The sequence below is a fragment of the Tangfeifania sp. genome (genome assembly GCF_055108615.1).
In genome coordinates, this window is the sequence record NZ_JBSQIC010000007.1 from 55,216 (window position 1) to 76,093 (window position 20,878).

General features: G+C 43.4%; 19 protein-coding genes and 1 pseudogene. 14 read left to right on the forward strand and 6 right to left on the reverse strand.

What is annotated here, in order from left to right; genetic code table 11:
- The 7 genes from ACTCNA_RS03000 to ACTCNA_RS03030 all read left to right on the forward strand — a co-directional run bounded on the left by ACTCNA_RS03000 (position 1) and on the right by ACTCNA_RS03030 (position 11,227).
- Positions 1–4,392, forward strand: coding sequence for a T9SS type A sorting domain-containing protein (locus tag ACTCNA_RS03000; protein WP_462946417.1), 4,392 nt, complete (start codon positions 1–3; stop codon positions 4,390–4,392).
- A gap of 282 nt (positions 4,393–4,674) precedes the next feature.
- Positions 4,675–5,268 carry a peroxiredoxin family protein gene (locus ACTCNA_RS03005; RefSeq protein WP_462946418.1) on the forward strand — a complete coding sequence of 198 codons (594 nt, stop codon included), beginning with the start codon at positions 4,675–4,677 and terminating at the stop codon, positions 5,266–5,268.
- A 125-nt stretch (positions 5,269–5,393) separates the two neighbouring features.
- Positions 5,394–7,220, forward strand: a complete 1,827-nt coding sequence (locus ACTCNA_RS03010) for a sodium:solute symporter family protein (RefSeq protein ID WP_462946419.1) — start codon at positions 5,394–5,396, stop codon at positions 7,218–7,220.
- A 68-nt stretch (positions 7,221–7,288) separates the two neighbouring features.
- Entirely contained in the window at positions 7,289–8,473 is a 1,185-nt protein-coding gene (locus ACTCNA_RS03015; protein WP_462946420.1) for a glycoside hydrolase family 130 protein, read from the forward strand.
- A gap of 275 nt (positions 8,474–8,748) precedes the next feature.
- Positions 8,749–9,768 (forward strand): Gfo/Idh/MocA family protein, encoded by a 1,020-nt coding sequence (locus ACTCNA_RS03020; protein WP_462946421.1) that lies wholly within the window; start codon positions 8,749–8,751, stop codon positions 9,766–9,768.
- Positions 9,755–10,942, forward strand: a complete 1,188-nt coding sequence (locus ACTCNA_RS03025) for an AGE family epimerase/isomerase (RefSeq protein WP_462946422.1) — start codon at positions 9,755–9,757, stop codon at positions 10,940–10,942. Before ACTCNA_RS03020 ends, ACTCNA_RS03025 begins: the two co-directional genes overlap by 14 nt.
- 24 nt (positions 10,943–10,966) lie before the next feature.
- Positions 10,967–11,227 (forward strand): lipocalin family protein, encoded by a 261-nt coding sequence (locus ACTCNA_RS03030; RefSeq protein WP_462946423.1) that lies wholly within the window; start codon positions 10,967–10,969, stop codon positions 11,225–11,227.
- Here the strand turns inward: ACTCNA_RS03030 and ACTCNA_RS03035 are convergent.
- Entirely contained in the window at positions 11,210–11,668 is a 459-nt protein-coding gene (locus tag ACTCNA_RS03035) for a TlpA family protein disulfide reductase (protein ID WP_462946424.1), read from the reverse strand. The two genes, ACTCNA_RS03030 and ACTCNA_RS03035, sit on opposite strands and share 18 nt — an antisense overlap.
- A 113-nt stretch (positions 11,669–11,781) precedes the next feature.
- Between ACTCNA_RS03035 and ACTCNA_RS03040 the strand changes: the two genes are divergently transcribed.
- The 3 genes from ACTCNA_RS03040 (at position 11,782) to ACTCNA_RS03050 (ending at position 16,259) form a co-directional block, all read left to right on the forward strand.
- Positions 11,782–13,128: an MATE family efflux transporter gene (locus ACTCNA_RS03040; RefSeq protein WP_462946425.1), complete on the forward strand. Its 1,347-nt coding sequence runs from the start codon at positions 11,782–11,784 to the stop codon at positions 13,126–13,128.
- 229 nt (positions 13,129–13,357) lie between these two features.
- The gene (locus ACTCNA_RS03045; RefSeq protein ID WP_462946426.1) at positions 13,358–15,487 is read left to right on the forward strand and encodes a HelD family protein; all 2,130 of its coding nucleotides are present in this window, start codon (positions 13,358–13,360) and stop codon (positions 15,485–15,487) included.
- 136 nt (positions 15,488–15,623) lie between these two features.
- Positions 15,624–16,259 (forward strand): class I SAM-dependent methyltransferase, encoded by a 636-nt coding sequence (locus ACTCNA_RS03050; RefSeq protein ID WP_462946427.1) that lies wholly within the window; start codon positions 15,624–15,626, stop codon positions 16,257–16,259.
- Positions 16,260–16,322: 63 nt separating this feature from the next.
- On the opposite strand, the gene ACTCNA_RS03055 is transcribed toward ACTCNA_RS03050, so the two are convergent.
- Entirely contained in the window at positions 16,323–16,646 is a 324-nt protein-coding gene (locus ACTCNA_RS03055; protein ID WP_462946428.1) for a DsrE/DsrF/TusD sulfur relay family protein, read from the reverse strand.
- 6 nt (positions 16,647–16,652) lie between these two features.
- Positions 16,653–16,757, reverse strand: coding sequence for a TraR/DksA C4-type zinc finger protein (locus ACTCNA_RS03060; protein WP_462946435.1), 105 nt, complete (start codon positions 16,755–16,757; stop codon positions 16,653–16,655).
- Positions 16,758–16,868: 111 nt separating this feature from the next.
- Here ACTCNA_RS03060 and ACTCNA_RS03065 point away from each other — a divergent pair, with 111 nt between their 5' ends.
- The 4 genes from ACTCNA_RS03065 (at position 16,869) to ACTCNA_RS03080 (ending at position 19,918) form a co-directional block, all read left to right on the forward strand.
- Positions 16,869–17,051: a DUF6922 domain-containing protein gene (locus ACTCNA_RS03065; protein ID WP_462946429.1), complete on the forward strand. Its 183-nt coding sequence runs from the start codon at positions 16,869–16,871 to the stop codon at positions 17,049–17,051.
- 73 nt (positions 17,052–17,124) lie between these two features.
- Positions 17,125–17,592 carry a nucleotidyl transferase AbiEii/AbiGii toxin family protein gene (locus tag ACTCNA_RS03070; RefSeq protein WP_462946430.1) on the forward strand — a complete coding sequence of 156 codons (468 nt, stop codon included), beginning with the start codon at positions 17,125–17,127 and terminating at the stop codon, positions 17,590–17,592.
- Positions 17,593–17,798: 206 nt separating this feature from the next.
- Positions 17,799–19,277, forward strand: a complete 1,479-nt coding sequence (locus ACTCNA_RS03075; protein ID WP_462946431.1) for a glycoside hydrolase family 130 protein — start codon at positions 17,799–17,801, stop codon at positions 19,275–19,277.
- Positions 19,274–19,918, forward strand: a complete 645-nt coding sequence (locus ACTCNA_RS03080) for a CPBP family glutamic-type intramembrane protease (protein WP_462946432.1) — start codon at positions 19,274–19,276, stop codon at positions 19,916–19,918. The genes ACTCNA_RS03075 and ACTCNA_RS03080 overlap by 4 nt, the downstream gene beginning before the upstream one ends.
- Before the next feature lie 6 nt (positions 19,919–19,924).
- Here ACTCNA_RS03080 and ACTCNA_RS03085 read toward each other — a convergent pair whose 3' ends face one another.
- From ACTCNA_RS03085 to ACTCNA_RS03095, 3 genes and pseudogenes are all read right to left on the reverse strand, one after another.
- A complete protein-coding gene (locus ACTCNA_RS03085) occupies positions 19,925–20,179 on the reverse strand; it encodes a type II toxin-antitoxin system RelE family toxin (RefSeq protein WP_462946433.1) in 255 nt (84 codons plus the stop codon).
- Entirely contained in the window at positions 20,176–20,370 is a 195-nt protein-coding gene (locus ACTCNA_RS03090) for a hypothetical protein (protein ID WP_462946434.1), read from the reverse strand. Before ACTCNA_RS03090 ends, ACTCNA_RS03085 begins: the two co-directional genes overlap by 4 nt.
- Positions 20,371–20,430: 60 nt before the next feature.
- Positions 20,431–20,878: pseudogene (locus ACTCNA_RS03095) on the reverse strand (DUF6320 domain-containing protein); the annotation flags it as partial.

The window sequence follows — 20,878 nt, forward strand, 5'->3', positions numbered from 1 at the left end:
ATGAAAAAGATAAAATTAATAATATCGATTTTCATCTTTTTATTTTTCCTGGGGGCAGAAGCACAAACCAACCTCGAAAGCTACGAATATTGGTTCAACGGTGATTACGGCAACAAACAGGTGGTTGCTACCACACCGGCAACACAGCATCAACTGGAGCTCGATATTGATGCTTCGTCTTTACCCGACGGCGTAAATGTCCTCAACATCCGGTATAAAGATGAAAACAGTTTATACAGCTCTACTTTAAGCAAAGTATTTTATAAAAATACAGAAACCTTGGTGCTGGACAAAAAACTGCAGGCATACGAGCTTTGGTTTAATTCTGATTTCGGGAACAAACAGGTGGTCGCTATCACGCCGGCAACAGAGCATCAATTGGTAACCAATATGGATGTTTCAGACTTGTCCGATGGAGTAAATATCCTCAATATCCGCTACAAAGATGAAAACGGGTTTTACAGCAGCACGCTAAGCAAAGTATTCTATAAAAATACGGAGACCTTAGTGCCTAACAAGAAACTGACAGAATATGAGCTATGGTTCAATTCTGACTATGAAAACAAACAGAAATTTGCCATAACGCCGGCAACGCAACATCAACTGGTAACCGATATCGATGCTTCTGCTTTGCCCGATGGTGTTAATGTGCTGAATATCCGCTACAAAGATGAAAACAACAGATACAGCAGCACACTAAGCAAGGTATTTTTTAAAAGCGGAAGCGTACTCACCAACAACAAGATTACAGCCTACCGGTATTGGTTCGACGATGATTTTGAAAATGCTGTTTATACCACGCTGGAAACGCCGGTGGAAGAATATAGCCTCACGGATGATTTGGATGCCTCCGGTCTACCTGTGGGAGAACATACCGTGCATTTTCAGTTCCTCGATTCATACGCGATGTGGAGCGTGGTTACAACCGATAGCATCTCCAAATCGGCAATTCCATTGGCCGCTTTCTCTGTTTCAGGTTCAAATTTATGCTCAGGCAGCGCCGTTCAGTTTGTAAACGAAAGTATCGATACCGATACCTGGCTTTGGGATTTCGGGGACGGAACCACTTCAACCGACTTTGAGCCGGAACATATTTTTACGGATGCAGGCGACTATGTTGTGAGCCTGACGGCAACCGATTCGAAAAGCGGAAGTGAGAACTCCGTCACACAAACGCTAACGATAAACCCTGCCTATGAAACGGAAGAATCGATTGAAATTTGCGAGGGAGAAAGCTATGACTTTGGCGAAACAGCTTACACTGAATCCGGAGAATACACGCATACTTTCAACTCCGTGAACGGCTGCGACAGCTTGGTAACGTTAAACCTGCAGGTAAATCCGGGTTACGATGTAATGTATTCAGGAGATGATGCCATTCCCGATTACCTTGTAAACGAAACTTTCGAAGAAGTACCGCTTAATACTTTCCCCGACGACTGGGACATCCGGTATGCTGGCACTGATTCTAGTGACCACTATGTAGTAGATGACCCGGTGAAAAACGGGGGTCATGCATTAAAAGTTTCCGGTTCGGGTTGGGCGGCTAACCTCAGCAAACCGGTTGAAAATATACCCGACAACGTTGTTCTCGAAGGCTGGATGCGTGCTGAAAATGTCGTATCAGGCGGAAGGTGCGGACTGGGTATCGGAAATCCGGATGTTGGAGATTGGGGCGCCTATTGGGGCCGGGTGGAGTTTTACAACGGCAACCTCATCACATTTAATTACACCGGAAATGCCGGCGGATACGGAACACAATATATTTTACAACCTGCCTCGCCGAATACTTGGTACCATGTAAAAATGGAAGCCGACGCTGCTGCGGGAACCTACAAAGTATATATCGACGGCCAACAGGCCAGCTCTACCACGGGCGGATCAACTACCACAGAATTTCCTCTTTTAACCAGTATTTCAGCAACTTCGGTAGAATTGTACGGGAATGGGATGGTATATTTTGACGATATTAGAATGTACGAGAGCGGAAACCCGCCGGTAACAATTTGTGCATCGGAAACACCTTACGTATTTGGAAGTCAGGAATTAACGGAAAGCGGAATATATACCGAAACATTTCAAACAATTCATGGCTGCGACTCAGTGGTAACGCTCAATCTGATTGTCAATCCGGTTTATAACAGTACTGAGACAGCAACCATTTGCGAAGGAGAAAACTATGATTTTGGCGGAACAACTTACACTGAATCCGGTGAGTACTCACACACTTTCAACACGATTGACGGTTGCGACTCTACAGTGGTTCTGACATTAACAGTGAATCCGGTTTACAATCACACGGATGCACAGACAATTTGTGAAGGAGATACTTACGTATTCGGAACCCAGAATCTGACAACTCCCGGCGAATACACCGAAGTATTTGAATCGGTTGACGGTTGCGACTCTACGGTGGTCTTGACTTTAACAGTGAATCCGGTTTACAATCACACGGAAACAGCAACTATTTGCGAGGGGGAAAGCTATGACTTTGGCGAAACAGCTTACACTGAATCCGGAGAATACGAACATACTTTCACCTCGGTGAATGGCTGCGACAGTGTTGTTACATTAACGCTGACGGTGAACCCGGTATATGATGAAACTATTGAAGTGACCATCCATGAAGACGAATTGCCCTATATTTTTGGCGGAGAGAGTCTGAATGAGGGCGGCGTTTACACAAAAACCTTTACTTCGGTTGCCGGTTGCGACAGTACGGTTTCCGTCACACTGACGGTTTTGGAATATTCTGTGCCGGTTGCAGTTTGTAATCCCATTTCCATTTATTTGAATGAAACAGGGAATTACACGCTTTCATCAACCGACCTGGAAAATATAGCAGCAGGTTCCAGCGATGCCCACACCGCTTTTGCCGATTTGATTCTTTCGGCAACCCCGGGTACATTCACCTGTGCAGATGCCGGGAATGACGTGGATGTAATGGTGATTGTAACCAACGAAGATAATTATTCTGACACCTGTTATACAACTGTTTCTGTTGTAGATAATATAGCTCCGCAGGTCGATTGCCGCGATTTAGAGGTTTACCTCGATAAAAACGGCGAAGCTTTTATCGATGTAAATGAAATTTATGCCGATGCCTGGGATGCCTGTGGAATCAAAAGAATTTACACGCACAAGGAGGTTTTCACCTGTGATGATCTGGGCTACAACTATTTCTCCGTGTCTGTAACCGATTTCAACCAAAACAAAACTTCCTGCCTGAACGTCGTATCTGTTTTTGATACCATCAGACCTGTCTTCAGTACTGTGGGAGACATCGAGGTTGCGGCTCCTGAAGGAGAATGTAAGGCGAAGATCGATTATCCGGAAATTCCGGTCAGCGACAATTGCGGAGTAGAAAATCTGTTTCTGTACGAAGGACTTGGCCCGGACGGCGAGTTTCCGGTGGGAACCACTACGGAGCGCTGGGTGGCTGTCGATGCATCGGGCAACAGCGATACTCTGAGTTTTGAAATAACTGTTCTGATGAGTTACGCCGATCCTTTCATCAATCCCGTATCAGATGTTGAAGTTTTACAGGGAACAGAAATGGTATCTGTTCAGCTCTCAGGAATTTTTGGCGGAGCAGTTTGTGAAACACTTCCACTTGAATTCGCCCTGGAGTTTTCAAATGAAGAACTGGTTGATTCCTACAGCTTCGAACATGAATTGGGAGATGAAACGGGAACCCTGAAATTAACACTTGCAGATAATGTGTATGGGGAATCATTAATTACTGTGAAAGTTGTTAGCATTGAAACAGGAAAAGCATATTATACTGAATTTATACTGTTTGTGTCGAAGGTTAATCATCCTCCTTCCCTGGTTCAACATCCAGAAAATCTGGAAATGAACGCAGGTGATACATTGTCGGTGATTTTAAGTTCAGAAAAAGGTGAACTATTCGATGACAATGATGAGGGAGACAGTATCTCTCTTTCTTTAAGAGTGGAAGATGGAAGCACTTTGCCTGAATGGCTTAGTTTCAGGAACGATTCACTCATTGCGTATCCGGCAGTTTCAGATACGGGATGTTATAACCTGTTGCTTGTGGCCGCCGACTTGGATGGTGAGGAAGCTTTCAGTTCATTTACCCTGTGTGTAAGCTTTTCATCAGGTATTCAATTATTGGAAAATTTGGAAGTAAAAGTTTATCCCAATCCAACCTCAGGAAGAGTTTATGTTGATTTTTCAGAATACCCCGGACATAAAGCAGAGATTTTGGTTACCGATATACTGGGTAAAGTAGTTTTACGAAATACTCTTTACGTAGAAGAACGCCTTGAAATAGATTTGTCAGACAGGGTGACGGGAATTTATTTTTTGAAAATAATATTAAACGAAGATGAGGTTAACCGTAAACTAATTCTTGTTCGAGACCATTGATTGAATTTGGTTACAGCAGAAACACTCTCTTTTGATATTTTTGATGGTCGTCTGGTTAATAGCCAGACGACCTTTTCTATTAACCCATTCAGAAATTGTCAGGGTAAAATTTACGTCTGCTGTTTTTTATAATTAGGTAAATGGGTTTATCTTGCTGGTAGTTTTTAGTATATTTTTATAAGAATATGAAAAAGAGTTGTTTGGTTTTTCTTGTCAGTATATTATTCCTGTGCGCAGCCCTATTCCTTACAGGTCAGCATAAAAAACCAACCCGATAACCCTGTGGCATTGGGAAGTATCAGGGGCGATAAGTTTACGCCGGTGGATACGCTGGAACTTCAGCAAGTGGAGGGCAGTTTGCCTGTTGAAAACAATTTGGATTCGCAGGGTTCTATTCATCAGGTGACTTCGAGTCACCAGATGAAGCAGGTCAGTTGGCAGTTTCCGGCCAATGCAACTCCCGGAATGTACCGCCTTGTTTTTGGGCAAACGGCTTACGCAAAAGTGATGGGTGAACCGCCACAGCAACTCGATTTTATTTTCAACAAAGGGGATATTGTTTTCTGGGCCAGCTGGTGCCCTCACTGTGTTGAATTGTTGCCCCGCATTAAAACCTGGTTGCGGCAATTTAACCCCGGCAACTTTGAAATTATAGCCATATCGCTCGATACTTCTGAAAGAGAGTGGAAAAATGCCGTTGCTGAAGCAGGATTCGAAGAGTTTTATAATCTTTCGGACCTTAAAATGTGGGATGGTAAAGTTGCTAAAGACTATAACATTTTTGCCACGCCCACTATGTTTTTAATCGATGCAAACCGGAAAATTCTGGCCAAACCGGAAACCTTTGAAGAGTTACTGGAAAATGCTGATCGGTAACTGAAAGTCTGCATAATCCAAATAAAAATCCGGAATGTGGAAATTTAATGTAAAATTGTATTTTTGACAAAAACTATATTTTAGATGCAATTTTAATTTTAAACCGATAACTAACAGACCCGGAAATGAAACTTACAATTATCGACATTGTCATAATTTTTGCCTACCTCCTTGCCACCGTTTTTATTGGCCTCATTCTTAAAAAAGTAGCCCAGAAAAGCAAAGCCAACTACCTGCTGGGCGGAAATAAACTACCCTGGTACATGCTCGGCCTTTCCAACGCTTCGGGTATGTTTGATATTTCGGGCACCATGTGGCTGGTAACACTACTGTTTGTTTATGGGCTGAAAAGTATCTGGATTCCCTGGCTGTGGCCGGTTTTTAACCAGATTTTTCTGATGGTTTTCCTGAGTATCTGGCTGAGGAGATCGAAGGTAACTACCGGTGCCGAATGGATCAACACCCGTTTTGGCCGCCGGCGCGACAGCAACCTGTCGCACGGGGTTGTGGTGGTTTTTGCGCTGATTATGTGTCTTGGCTACCTCGCCTATGGATTCATCGGGCTGGGAAAATTTGTCATGATTTTTATCCCGTGGGATGTGGTGGCACCTTACATTCCGTTTGAAGTTCCGCTGGAATACGTACCCCATATTTACGGAATTGCCTTTACGCTGTTCGCGGTATTCTACGCCGTTTTGGGCGGTATGTCGAGTATCGTGTGGGCCGATGTGCTGCAATACGTTATCATGACTGTTTCTGCAATTTTCATTGGTATCCTCGCTATGAAAGCCATGGCGGTGGAAACACTGGAAGTTCCCGATGGCTGGCACTCGCCGTTTTTCGGTTGGGAACTCGACCTCGACTGGCGCGGCACCATCGATGAGGTGAATGCCAAAATTGCCAGCGACGGTTATTCACTCTTTTCCATCTTTTTTATGATGATGGTTTTTAAAGGTGTCCTGGTATCACTGGCCGGACCGGCACCCACCTACGATATGCAGAAAATTCTTTCCACAAAATCTCCCAAAGAAGCTGCTAAAATGAGCGGGTTTGTTTCAGTAGTACTGATGCCGATACGTTACTTTATGATTGCCGGTTTTGCCATTCTCGGGTTGTTGTATTACGACCGGCTGAACCTGATGGTGGCCGGCCAAATCGATTTCGAGCAGATTTTGCCGTCGGCCATTTCAGAATTTGTGCCCATCGGTTTTATGGGACTGCTGCTGGCCGGGTTGCTGGCGGCGTTTAATTCCACTTTTGCCGGCACGCTAAATGCTGCCCAGGCTTATCTTGTGAATGATATTTACCTGCGCTACATTAAACCGGGCGCGTCGAACATTGAAACCCGCAACATGAATTACATTACCGGAGTTTTAGTGGTTATTGTCAGCATCATTTTCGGTGTTTTTGCGCAGGATGTAAACAGTGTGCTGCAATGGATTGTGTCGGCGCTTTATGGTAGTTACGTGGTTTCAAACGTACTGAAATGGTACTGGTGGCGGTTCAACGGGTACGGCTATTTCTGGGGAATGGTTACCGGGTTGATTCCGGCCCTCATTTTTCCCTATGTTTTTTCTGAAACGCTCGATTTATACTACTTCCCGTGGTTGCTGTTCATCTCGATTGTCGGTGCGCTGCTCGGAACATTTCTTACCAAACCAACCGACGAGGAAACACTCAAAGAGTTCTACCGGAATGTAAATCCCTGGGGATTCTGGGGACCAATAAAACGTAAAGTGATGGCCGAAGATCCCACGTTTGTTCCCAATAAAAATTTCAAGCGCGACATGCTGAATGTGTTGCTGGGCACCATCGCGCAAACCGCATTGGTAGCACTGCCCATATACATTGTACTGAAAGAAACACTGCCCATCTGGATAACTATTATTGTTACCCTGATTTGCGGATTTATCCTGAAAAAAACATGGTGGGACAAGCTGCCGGACAGGTAGAAACAGAAATAACAAACATAAATCGGAAGATTGTATTTTGAAATTTGAGATTTGAAATTTAGACAGATATGGTTCCTTCAAAAAAAGAGTTTAAAAAGCAACTGGAAAAACTGCAAAAGCGGCATGAAAAGTTGTTGACGAAAAAGAACAAACCGCGAAAAAAAGCATTCAACGGAATTTATACGCGCTACAAACGTCCCATTTTAACCGGAAATCATGCTCCGTTGGAGTGGAGGTTTGATTTGAATTACGATAGCAACCCGTTTTTGATGCAGCGGATTGGAATCAACGCGGCATTTAATAGCGGTGCCATATACCTCGATGGAAAATATTTGCTCGTAGCCCGCGTGGAAGGCTGGGACCGCAAATCGTTTTTTGCCGTGGCCGAAAGTCCGAACGGAATTGATAACTGGCGGTTTTGGGAACGGCCCGTTACCATGCCCGAAACGGATGCCCATGACACTAATTTGTACGACATGCGGGTGGTTAAGCACGAGGATGGCTGGATTTACGGAGTTTTTTGCGCCGAACGAAAAGATCCTTCGGCACCAAAGGGCGACACCTCCATGGCCACTGCCAGCGGCGGGATTGCCCGCACCAGAGATATGGTCAACTGGGAGCGTTTGCCCGATTTCATTTCGCACCACGGGCAGCAACGGAACCTGGTGTTGCACCCTGAATTTGTAGATGGTAAATATGCTTTTTATACCCGTCCGCAGGATGGCTTCATCGAGGTTGGTGGCGGTGGCGGCATTGGCTGGGCCCTGGTTGACGACATCAGCAAAGCCGAAGCACCACACGAAGAAATCATCGATGAGAAAGTGTATCATACCATAAAAGAACTGAAAAACGGACAGGGACCGGCACCGATGAAAACCGATAGGGGCTGGCTGCACCTGGCACATGGTGTGCGCGCCTGTGCGGCCGGATTGCGTTACGTATTGTACATGTTTATGACCAGCCTCGAAGACCCGTCGAAAGTGATTGCACGGCCCGGCGGTTATTTTATGGCACCGGAAGGGGAGGAGCGCATCGGCGACGTTTCAAACGTTTTGTTCTCCAATGGCTGGATTCGAAACGAAAAGGATGAGGTTTTTATTTATTACGGCTCATCCGATACGCGGATGCACGTGGCCACATCTACCATCGAAAGGCTGGTGGATTATTGTTTGAATACACCGGAAGACGGATTGCGTTCGGCAGAGAGTGTGAAGAAAATTAATGAGCTGATTGACAGGAATGGGAAGAAGTGATCAGTGATCAGTCGCAGTAGGCAGTGAAGAGAAACGAACAGTGAACGGTAAAAATGGGGAGAAGCAGGGAGATGGGAGCTCGAAGAAGGGATAAGACGCAGTTGGTACATCCGAGCGTCTTTCCTATTAACCAGTGACAGATGACCAATGACGGATGATCTTTGAAACCTGGAACCGGTAATTAGCAACGAGAAGTCTGTAACATTTTTAAACAGAATTCACTAAAAAATTGGAAAACGTAAAACACTTCTTACTTTTGGAGAAATATTAAAATTATGGGAAAAACTTACAACTGGGCCGTTTTAGGCTGCGGGCATATCGCCAAAAAATTCAGTAATGATTTAAAATTGCTGCCCAATGCAAATTTGTATGCGGCTGCATCGCGCGATTTTCAAAAAGCAAAGGATTTTGCCGGCGAATTTGGATATGAAAAAGCCTACGGCAGTTACGAAGAAATGGTGAACGACCCGGAAGTTGACGTGGTGTATGTTGCCACGCCTCACTCGCACCACCACGAACACGCGTTGCTTTGCCTGGAAAACCAAAAGGCAGTTTTGTGCGAGAAAGCCTTTGCAATGAACCGCAATGAAGCCTCGGAAATGATTGCCGCCGCACAAAAAAACAATACTTTTTTAATGGAGGCATTCTGGACCATGTTTCAGCCGAGTTTTAACAAGGCTATGGAAGTTATCAAATCGGGTGAGTTGGGTGGACTGAAAACGGTTCGTTCCGACTTTGCATTTAACGGAGTTTTCGATCCTCAAAAACGGCTTTACAATGTAAAACTTGGTGGCGGGTCGCTGCTCGATATTGGAATTTACCCGGTATTTGCCGCGCTCACTTCGCTGGGGAAACCCGAAATCATAAAAACATTTGCCGATTTTGCATCAACTGGTTCGGAGGAAACTATCAGCATGATTTTCAAATATAAAAATGGCGAAATGGCCAGCCTCACTTCCAGCTTTGCTTCTTTTTCGCCCACACAAACTGAGTACTGGTGCGAAAATGGCTACCTGGTTTTGAATCCCAAATGGTATGTGCCTACAAATATTACCGTTTGGAAAAAAGGTGAAGAGCCTGTGACTTATCCGTCGGAGCACAAGGAAGGTTTTGGTTACCAGTACGAAGCTGCCCACGTGATGGAATGTATAGATGCCGGTAAAATTGAAAGCGATAAAATGTCCTGGCAAATGAGCCTCGACCTGATGGAGACACTGGACAGGATTCGTATCGATGCCGGGATATTTTTTCCTGATCACGATAAAAATTTATTCTACTCTCATGAATTTAAATAAGTTTAAAAAAGAGTTTGAAAATGAGCTCACCGACAACATCCTGAACTACTGGGCAAAAGAAGTTTATGATCCGAAACGGGGAACCTTTTTCGGGCGGATTACCAACAAAGGTGAGAAATTTCAGGAAGCGCCGCTTTCTGCAGTTTTTGTTACGCGAATTATGTGGACTTATGCTGCGGCTTACCGCTATTATCCAACAGCTGTTTACCAAAAAATGGCCGATGAGGCATTTCGTATTTTGAAGGAATCGTTTTGGGACCCGGTTAACGGGGGAATTTACTGGAGCGTAAATCCTGACGGCACACCCGTGGATACCAAAAAACAGTTTTATGCCGAAGCATTTTTCATTTACGCACTTTCCGAATATTACCTCACTTTTAATGATGAAACGGCGAAGCAAATTGCTGAGTCGATGTTCATGCTGATGGAAAAATTTGCTTTCGACAGTGAATTTGGCGGATATTTCGAGGCCAAAACTGCCGACTGGGAAGAGACCGATGACCAGCGGCTGAGCCCCAAAGAACTGAACGTGAAAAAATCGATGAACACACACCTGCACATTCTCGAAGCCTACACCAACCTGTACCGGATTTGGAAAACCGAAGAGTCGGAAAAGCAGCTGCGCCATCTCATTCGTATTTTTCTCGATAAAATTATTGATGCGGAAACTTATCATTTTTACCTGTTTTTCGATGCCGACTGGACCGTGCGTTCCGACATCGATTCCTACGGGCACGACATTGAAGGAAGCTGGTTGCTTTGCGAGGCTGCCGAAGTTTTGGGCGACAAGGAACTGATTGAAGAAGTGGAGAAAGTGGCGATCAAAATGGCTGAGGTAACTAAAAATGAAGGCCTGGATGAAAACGGCGGATTGTATTACGAAAAAGCTGGTGAGCATTTGATGGAACAGTTCGACTGGTGGCCGCAGGCAGAAGCAGTAGTCGGGTTTTTTAATGCCTGGCAACTGACCGGCGAGGAAAAATACCTCGGACTCACCCGGCAAAGCTGGGATTTTATTCAGAAATACATTATCGACTCGGAAAATGGGGAGTGGTTTTGGGGAGTTGATGCTGAACTGAAAACCCTGCCCAATGACAAAGTAAACGGCTGGAAAGCGCCGTACCACAACAGCCGGATGTGCATGGAAATGATGCGAAGAATTGCACAGGATTGAGAAAAGAGCTTGTTGGAAAAATGAATGGTTGAAGTTACATACAATGAGAAAACTTTTGGTCAATTTGCGGTTGTTACTGCATTTTCAGTAATAAACACAGGGTGTAAAACAACACAAACGACAGTGGGTACAACTACAATTAACGAACTCGATTTGGACAGGTACCTCGGAAAGTGGTACGAAATTGCCCGGTATGATCACTCTTTTGAGCGTGATTTGGGTAGAGCAAAAAACGTAAATTTAAAAAGAACAGTTCTGTTTTACCGGTCATTGCATTTTTTGTAGTAATTCTTCTCCTGAAATAAACCCGTATTTCCGGAAAATTTCGTTTCCCTGCTTATCGAGAATCAGGTGGGTGGGGACTGCCGAAATCCCTAAATATTTCATCACATTCTGGCTGTTTGCGTTCATTACACTCAGCACAACGACATTTATTTTTTCGCCCGGTGTGTTTTTTACTTTTTCCAGTTCAGGTTCCATTTGTTTGCAAATGGTGCATCCGGTTGATTTGAATTGCAGCAGCGTGTATTCAAAATTTTTATTGTTTTTCGTGTAGTTGAAAAGTGAATCCACCCACCGTTCACCAGAAAGTACTTCCGTACTGTCGTTTGATTCCCTCATTTTTTCAGAAATAAAGTTGTTCAGGTTGTCTTTCATGAAATAACCCAGCAGCAAAAACGCAACCAGCAATGATGAAAGGATAACAGTAAGATTTTGTTTTTTCATTTTCAGAACCGTTTTCACAAAGTTAAAATTTTTGAAGCAACAAATTTTGAAACTCCAAAGGATTAAGCCCCGAAATATTCTTTCAATTCATTTTTATACGCAATATTTGTAAAATGCCAAAAGTAAATAAAAACCTCACCGAGGGAAATATTGGCAGGCAGTTGACAAGCCTTACCTGGCCCATGTTGCTGGGGCTGGCAGGCATGGTGATTTTTAACCTGGTTGACACTTATTTCATTGGGCGGCTGGGGGTACAGCAGCTGGCAGCCATCGGGTTTTGTTTCCCGGTTATCATGTTTGTGAATAGTCTGTCCCACGGAATTGGCATTGGAACTTCTTCGCTGGTATCGCGCAACATTGTGAGTACCAGGCGCGAAATTGTGCGCCGGATGGCCAGCCGTGCGGTTTTTCTGGGCGTTATTGTCGTTGTGGTATTTGTTATTTTCGGGTTGTTGACCATCAAACCTTTATTTACCGCCCTTGGAGCTGCTCCCGAAATCCTGGGATACATCAACGATTACATGAGCGTGTGGTATTACGGGGTGGCAGTTGTAATCGTACCCATGATTGGAAACAGTATTGTACGTGCCACAGGCGACACTTTTTACCCCGGAATGCTTATGGTTATAGCGGCAATTGTGAATGCAGTTCTCGACCCGTTGCTGATTTTTGGCATCGGTCCGTTTCCTGAAATGGGCATAAAAGGTGCTGCCCTTGCTACAGTTATTTCAAGAGGCTCCAGTCTGATTTTTATTCTGTATATCCTCATTCGCCGCGAAAATTTGCTGACCCGTAACATTGGCCGCATTTCCGAAATCGTGAAAACCTGGGGAGAAGTGTTGTACATTGCAGGTCCTGCAAGTTTGGCGTTGCTGATTACTCCCATTTCGCTCGGACTGATTACCCGCATTATTGCCGGTTTTGGCGAAGAGGCAGTGGCAGCTTTCGGTGTGGCATCGCGTGTTGAAACGTTTGCACTAATGATGATTTCAGCGCTCGGTTCGGTGATGATAATTTTTATGGGGCAGAATATCAGTCAGCGTAAATTTTCCCGAATTTTCCAGGCGCTAAAATACGCAGGGATTTTTTCCCTGAGTTGGGGAGCGTTCATATTTGTGGTTTTCCTGCTTTTTTCAGATCCAATTGCAGCGCTGTTTTCCGATAATCAGCAGGTTGTTGACATCACCTCCGGTTACATGAAAATTGTGGGGATGAGTTACGGGTTTCAGGGGCTGCTGATGCTTAGCATGTCAACTTTTAACGGCCTTAAAAAACCGTTGCCTTCCGCCTTTTTTTCATTCCTTCGCATGATGGGGATCTATGTCCCTTTTGCCTGGCTGGGAAGCATTTTGTTTCAGTTGCCCGGTGTATTTTGGGCCGCGTTTACCGCCAATGTCATCTCCGGAGTGGCTGCATTTCTTTACCTAATCCGCACTGTCAAAAAAATGAAAGGTGCATGAGAAAATCGATAGTTTCCCGGAAACTTACATTTTTGTTAAACCTGACTGGCTTTTTCATTCTGCCAATCCGATTTTACTATTTTCGTACCGCAATGTGAAAAACAAACATATTGTCTTCATATCCGGATTGGTCAAAAGCCGGAATAATTCAATCCACAATTTTTTGTTTGATTGACAGGATGCATAGGCATCCTGAAAACGAGGAACTTTTTTAATGAGAACGGAGAACATGATTCATAAAACAGAAACTGAGGAACGAAAATATTTAGATACAGTAAAGCAAAAGCTGAACAATGCCCTGGAAGAGATTGACAATAAAGTTTCGGGGTATGCCAAAGATTTGCAGGAGCAGAAAAATTACCTGTACGAGAATAAATCTGACATGGATCATGTGGAGAAGAATGCTGTACGGCAGTCGGTAACAACCGCTGCATTAACCGGTGAAGCTGCGCTGGAGCGCAAAAAGCGGATTCAGAAACTGCTTAAATCACCCTACTTTGGCCGCTTCGATTTTTCGGAAAATGGCAACGGCCAGGCATATCCTGTTTACGTGGGCGTACATGCCTATTTTGATGAAGCAGAAAAAGCCAACCTGATTCACGACTGGCGGGCACCCATTTCCACACTGTTTTACGATTTTGAAAATGGCCCGGCGCACTACGAAACCCCGGATGGCAGAGTGGATGGGAATATCCTGCTGAAACGGCAATACCGCATCCGCAACGGGAAAATGGAGTACATGCTGGAAAGTTCGCTCAACATTCACGACGATATTTTGCAGAAGGAGTTGAGCAAAGCATCGGACGATAAAATGAACCACATTGTTGCCACAATTCAGCGTAACCAGAATGCTATCATCCGCAATGAAACTTCGCGCGAATTGATCATCCAGGGAGTGGCCGGCTCGGGGAAAACCTCCATCGCATTGCACCGCATCGCTTTTTTGCTCTACCGCTTCCGCGAAGATATTTCTTCCGAAGACATTTTGATTCTTTCTCCCAACAAAGTGTTTGCCGATTACATCTCCAACGTGTTGCCCGAGCTGGGCGAAGAGAAAATTCCCGAACTGGGCATGGAAGAATTGGCTGCCAAACTGTTGGATGGAAAATACCGGTTCCAGACCTTTTTCCAGCAGGTTTCCATCCTACTCGAAAAAAACAATGAAGCATTTCGCGAACGCATTCAGTTTAAATCCACTTTCGGCTTTGTGAAAAAACTGAACGAATACCTGGCACACATCGAAAACAACTATTTTGAACCGGAAATGCTGATGGTGAAGAGGAATCCTGTTCCAGTCGATTACATTGAGGAACATTTCAGGAAATGGCACCGGGTGCCTTTGTTTAGCCGTTTCAATAAAGTGGTGGAAGACATTGAGCGTGACCTGATGTTTTACAATAATTACGAAATTTCGGGACGGGAACGCAACGAACTGCGTAAATCAGTGAAAAATATGTTCCGCATCACCAATTTGCGGGCGCTGTACAAAGATTTTTACGAATGGCTCGAAATGCCCGAAATGTTGAAAATGGCCGCCAAAAGTGCGTACGAATATTCCGATGTTTTTCCGTTGATTTTTTTGAAAATGAAACTGGAAGGCGCGGCTTCGTTCAGTAAGGTGAAACACCTGCTGGTGGACGAAATGCAGGATTACACGCCGGTTCAATATGCCGTTTTAGCGCGGTTGTTTCCCTGTAAAAAGACCATTCTGGGCGATGCCAGCCAGTCGGTGAACACTTACAGTTCGTCATCTTCCGAAGAAATTGCCAAAGTTTTTCCCGGTGCCGATGTGATGAAACTGAACAAAAGCTACCGTTCAACTTACGAAATCGCAACGTTTGCACAAACCATTATTCTCAATGCCGAAATGGAAGCCATGGAACGGCACGGCGAGGAACCAGCAGTAATTCAGTGCAAAAACAGGGTAGGGGAGGTGAATCTGATCCGGGAGCGCATTGCCGCGTTCAAAAAATCGGGGCACCACTCGCTGGGAATTATCTGTAAAACCCAGAAACAAGCCGCCCAAATTCATATCGAGTTATCGGAAGAAATTCCTGACGTTGTTTTGCTAACCGACGAAAGTGCTGCCTTTTCAGGAGGTATTATCGTATGTTCAGTGCACATGTCGAAAGGATTGGAATTTGACGAGGTAGTAGTACCCGGAGCCGATGCAAAAAACTACCATAATCCCAACGACCGCAGCTTGCTTTACATTGCCTGCACACGCGCCATGCACAAGTTGAGTATTACGTTTGTGAAGGAGAAATCACTTTTTCTTAAAAATGGAGAAAAATATCCCGCAGAAAGCGCTGATCAACGCAGAAAAGAGTTAGAGCAAGAAATGAAAAGTCTGCAATAATCATCGGGATCAGCGCAAGAAAAAATATCCCGCAAACTATGCTGATAAGCACAGAAGAGAATGAATACAAAAAAAATCTGCGAAAATCAGCGAGATATGCGGGAAATATTTGGGTTAAACAATGAATTAATAATGTATGGAAATTTGCCCGCTGTGTTATACCAAAAGTTTTAAACCTGAAGTAGAAGGCCCTCAGAGCCGCAGGTTATATCTGTGCGAAAACTGTAAACTGGTTTTTGAAAAGAGAATTAACCGCCCGGAGCGAAATGAGGAAAAAGAACGCTACCTGGAGCACAATAACAGTATTCACGACAAAGGGTATGTAACCCATTTGAACCAGGCCATAAAACCTGCGCTGAACTATTTAAAAACTGATTATCGCGGACTCGATTATGGTTGTGGCCCGGTACCCACGCTCAACCGACTTCTCGAAAAAGAAGGCTATAATTGTGAATTTTACGACCCCATCTTTTTCCCGGAACATCCGCTGGGAACTTTCGATTTCATTTTTGCCACCGAGTGCTTCGAGCATTTTTTCAGACCAGCCGATGAAATGTACAAATTAAACGGCCTGCTCAAACCAGAAGGAATTCTCGTGGTTATGACACAACTCTGGAGTGACACAACCAAATTTAAAAGTTGGCGGTATGCCACCGATCCCACGCACGTGGTTTTTTACAACCTTGAAACCATTGGATTTATTTTCCGGAATTTTGGTTTTACATTGCTGAAAAATCACCGGGACCGGGTTTTTATTCTTCAGAAAAAATGAATGGCCTCCTGATAACTATATTTTTATTTCTCAGAAAGTGATCACTTTATCGCTGTCTACTACTCACTCGGTTAATTCGGACATGGTACTGATTTCAGTTCCTTCAATAAGCGGGGCATTTTTCAGTCCGCGGGCATCGGCACACGAGCCGCAGATTTTTACCTGGGCACCTTTTTTTATGGAAAAATTCATCATCCGTTCGATGTTGTAATAGCCGTTGGGCGTGGTTTGCCCGGCTATGGCGCACGATGCTGCATCGGCCATTAAAAAAATTCGTACTTCCACATCTTCGTGGGCTTTGTTTAACTGGTTGGCCAAACGTAATCCGTTGTAAGCTTTTTCTGTTCCGTAAGGTCCGTCGTTAATTAAAATCAGAATTTTTTGCATACTATTTTATTTATTCAAACATTCTGCACATAACCGTATTTCCGGCCTGATTTTCAGACGTTCAATTGCAATTGGCTTGTGGCATTTTTTTTTTAGAATTGACCCAAAAATAGGATAATTTTTGGTGGTTCCTAAACTATTTGAATTATAAACGCTATAATTTTTATCGTTGCGATTTTCTCAGGTAACTTAATTCTACGCCAAATTCATTATCTTCGTTGTATGAAAGCAAAACAGAAACTGCTATTCAATGAACGCATTTTTTGGGATGTAAACTTTGAGCAAATCGATTACGATGCCAAAGCAAATTTTGTAATAGAGCGGGTTTTCGAGCGCGGCGATGTGGAAGATATCCGCCAGTGCCGCCAGTACTACGGCGATGAAAAATTACCGAAGTCCTGCTGAATGCCAAATATTTACCTGAACACCGAATACACCTTGCAAGTGCTGTTACAGGCAAACCATTAAAAGAATTCAGATGCTACATACTGAGGCAATCGAATCCGGAACTTTTTCCCTACTAAAAAAGTTGATGGGGCTTCCTTCTCTCCTTCCTTTTTCGCTGGTGAGGGGAGCCACATTGGCTTTGCGCTACGGGCACCGGAGTTCCGTGGATTTGGATCTGTTTAGTCATGAAGAATTTAATAATTCTTTTATTGTCAATGAATTACGAAAAGAGTTTGGAAGTCGTTTTGATTTTGAAAGTGGGCACAGAAATCTGGGTATTTTTTGCTATCTGAATAAAATAAAGGTTGACATAGTTTATTATCCTCATCCGCTGGTCGGAATTGTTGAAATTAATGATCGATTCAGGTTATACAGCGATGCAGATATTGCTGCCATGAAAATTCAAGCCATTTTGGGTAGAGGAAAGAAAAACCAGTCCAACTATTATTCGCGGGATGAGCGAGCGATTGTCATCCGCCGTTTTTATCAGCTTTTCTAAAAATTGATTGTCCCAATTCATTGTGTTTCAATTTTAAGAATAACAACCTTCAGGTTTGTTTTTTTCGGTCTTTCTTAGTTAGGGGCTTTTGTTAATTGAGGGTATTTGAGTTTTCTGTAAACACTTTCGAAATAAATCAAAAAAATAGTAAAGCTTTTATTCCACATTTACCACTACCTTTAGAAAAATTATAAAATAAACAATCAATGCATGTAGCAGTAAACAGGAAGGATATAAAATTCAATCCGGATTCATCGAGGGTAATCGCACGGTTTCTTTATACAGGTGATGAAAGGGCGCTTAACACGATTCGTTCGGTTTTAAATATGCCTGAGCATTCGGCATCGCAGGCATTAAATCCCATACTGAGGGATTTCTCCCTGCGGCACAGAAACATTTCAAAAATTTTCGAAAAGCATTTCAATAAAATTTCACATCTGTTAAAACAGTTGGATGTTGACCCCGATTCGCTCGACATTTCGCAAAAGTCGCTCATCGGGTCCTATTTTACCATGGAGTATTCCATTGAATCGGCGGCCTTTTTTAATCCCTCGGTTGTGGAACATCCCGATCAGTCGGAGACTGGTCCCGACGAACAACGGGTAATTCTTAGTTTTAGGGCAACAGGAGAAGGGCATATTTCGTCTATTGTTTTCCGCACTGGTGTGCTTGATAAAAACAACAACCTGTCAGTTGAGCCGGTTGGCAATATGCTGGAAGAAGCCCAACACGTAAGAAAGCACATGTACGATAAAGCATCGTTTAAAAGCAAGCTCGATGAAATGAAGGATATTCATTCTTTAATTCCTTCCGGTATCATCCTCGACAAGCTAAACGATAAATTTACGTATGGCGAATTGAGGGATTGTATTAAAGAGGCAAGACAAACACTTCACCTGGCCTCCTATAAAGAAATTCTTTTCAACCAGATTATGTGGCTGGCCAAATCGCACTACGAACTCGATTTTTCGCTGGACACAAACATTTCAGAACGGGTAATTTTTCCCGTTTCGGCAAATGAAAAAAACGGGATTGAAGATGCCCGTTTTGTAAAATTCACAGAAGATAATGGCGAAACCATTTATTACGCCACCTACACTGCTTACGACGGTGCCACTATCTTACCCAAAATGCTCGGCACAAGAGATTTTTACCATTTTAAGGTACTTCCGCTTCATGGCGAAATTGCCCAAAACAAAGGCATGGCGCTTTTCCCCCGGAAAGTGAACGGGAAATATGCCATGCTGTGCCGGTTAGATGGCTTTAACAATTACATTGCTTATTCTGATGACATCAATATTTGGCGGAAGGCTAAATTACTGCAACAACCTAAATTTCCGTGGGAGTTTATCCAGATTGGAAACGGAGGTTCGCCCATAGAAACACCGGAAGGCTGGTTGGTAATAACACATGGAGTTGGATCGATGCGCGAATACACGTTGGGAGCTTCGTTGTTCGACCTCGAAAATCCGGAGAAAGAAATTGGGAGATTAAAAAATCCGCTGCTGGTTCCCAATGCCGAAGAGCGGGAGGGATATGTACCCAACGTGGTTTATTCCTGCGGATCGATGATTCATAACGACGAACTGATAATTCCCTATGCGATGTCTGATTATGCATCCACGTATGCCACGGTTAATTTAAGTGAGCTTTTAAATGAGTTGAAAAATTCATTTAAAAAATGAAAAATTCAAAAGAAACCGATAAGCTACGGAGCTTTGAAATTGTGGCAGTTGTTGCAACCGGTTTACTAAAATATGTTTTTATGGACTGGCTGAACCTGCGGGCATTTTATATTGGCGCTGCCTGCATTTTTTGGTCGGTTTATATTTACAAAAGATACCGGAATAACAGGCAAATCATACAGCACTGGGGGTTTCGGAAAAATCGTTTCAAGCAGACATTTCTTTTTATTACACCGTTTGCTTTGCTGATGACTGCAGCCATAGTTTGGTATGGCATTTCATACAATGCCGTTTTTCTTAACTGGCATATTATTCCTGTTTTCATTTTTTATCCGGCATGGGGAGTCATCCAGCAGTTTTTAATGCTGTCGCTAATTGCCGGGAATTTACGGTCGATAACTACGGTAAAACTCAGTAAAATTCAAATTATCCTGCTCACTTCTGCGGTGTTTGCCCTGGTTCACTATCCCAGCCTTCCATTAATGGTATTTACTTTTTTCATGGAGCTGGTGTTTGCATTTGCTTATTTTAAATGGAAAAACCTTTTGGCTTTGGGCCTTTACCACGGGTGGGTGGCCAGTTTGCTTTTGTTTTTCGTGTTGGGCAGGGATTTGTGGAATGAACTGTGGATGATTTTTTAGGAAAAGTTAACGGTAAACTGATTTCCTATGCCCGGCGGAAACTATGATGACAATAATCTTTTCATCATCAATTTCATAAATAACCCGGTAATCACCAACCCGGATACGATAGGCATCTTCTCCTTTTAATTTTTTACAACCATGAGGGCGCGGATTATCGGCGAGTCCTGCTATAGCAGCCTTAATAACAGGAATTACCTGTTTGTCCAATTTCATTATTTGTTTTTGGGCGTAACGTTCAATAAAAATAGTGTACTTCATTTTGTAGCCTCTTCTATTTCCCTGAATGCCTGTTCAAAAGGAATTGCATCGCCTTTACGGGCTTTAGCTTTTCGATATTCCTTTATTTCATCCAGCTCTTCAGAATCGGCCACCAGCTTTTTATATACATTGATTGGAACCTGAATGGCAATTTTACGTCCTTTCTTATCTACAACAAATTTTTCTCCCATTTCAGTAAAAATTGTTTGATTTTTTTCCTAAACAAAAATAGTTAATTAATGATACATCTCCTAAATATGAAAAAACCGTTTCAGGTCGGTTGCTTTTTTCAGCTGGTAATGGATATAGAACAACGGCAAGGCGATAAAAACAACGGAACCCATCACAATCAGACTCCATCCAAAGTACACTGTGTTTTGCGAATAAACGGAAATCATCCCTTCAGTACAAATGCAAAGTACACCGGCGGCAATTAGTGAATAGGCGATAACATTCAACCCTTTTTGCCTTGCTTTCCGTATCAAAAAAATGAGAAAAAATACAGTTAAATAGACAACCAACAGGATTGGAATTCCCATATCTATTTCCCAACCGGTGTCGCCAATATAAACATCAAACAGGATAAAAAGAGCTGTAACAGAAAGGAAACTAAGCGCCAGCGTGAGTATGATTCTTTTGCGCAGAAATGTATTCAGCGTAAAATTGATGAATAAAACCAAACTCAACGTAGCCGGGTAT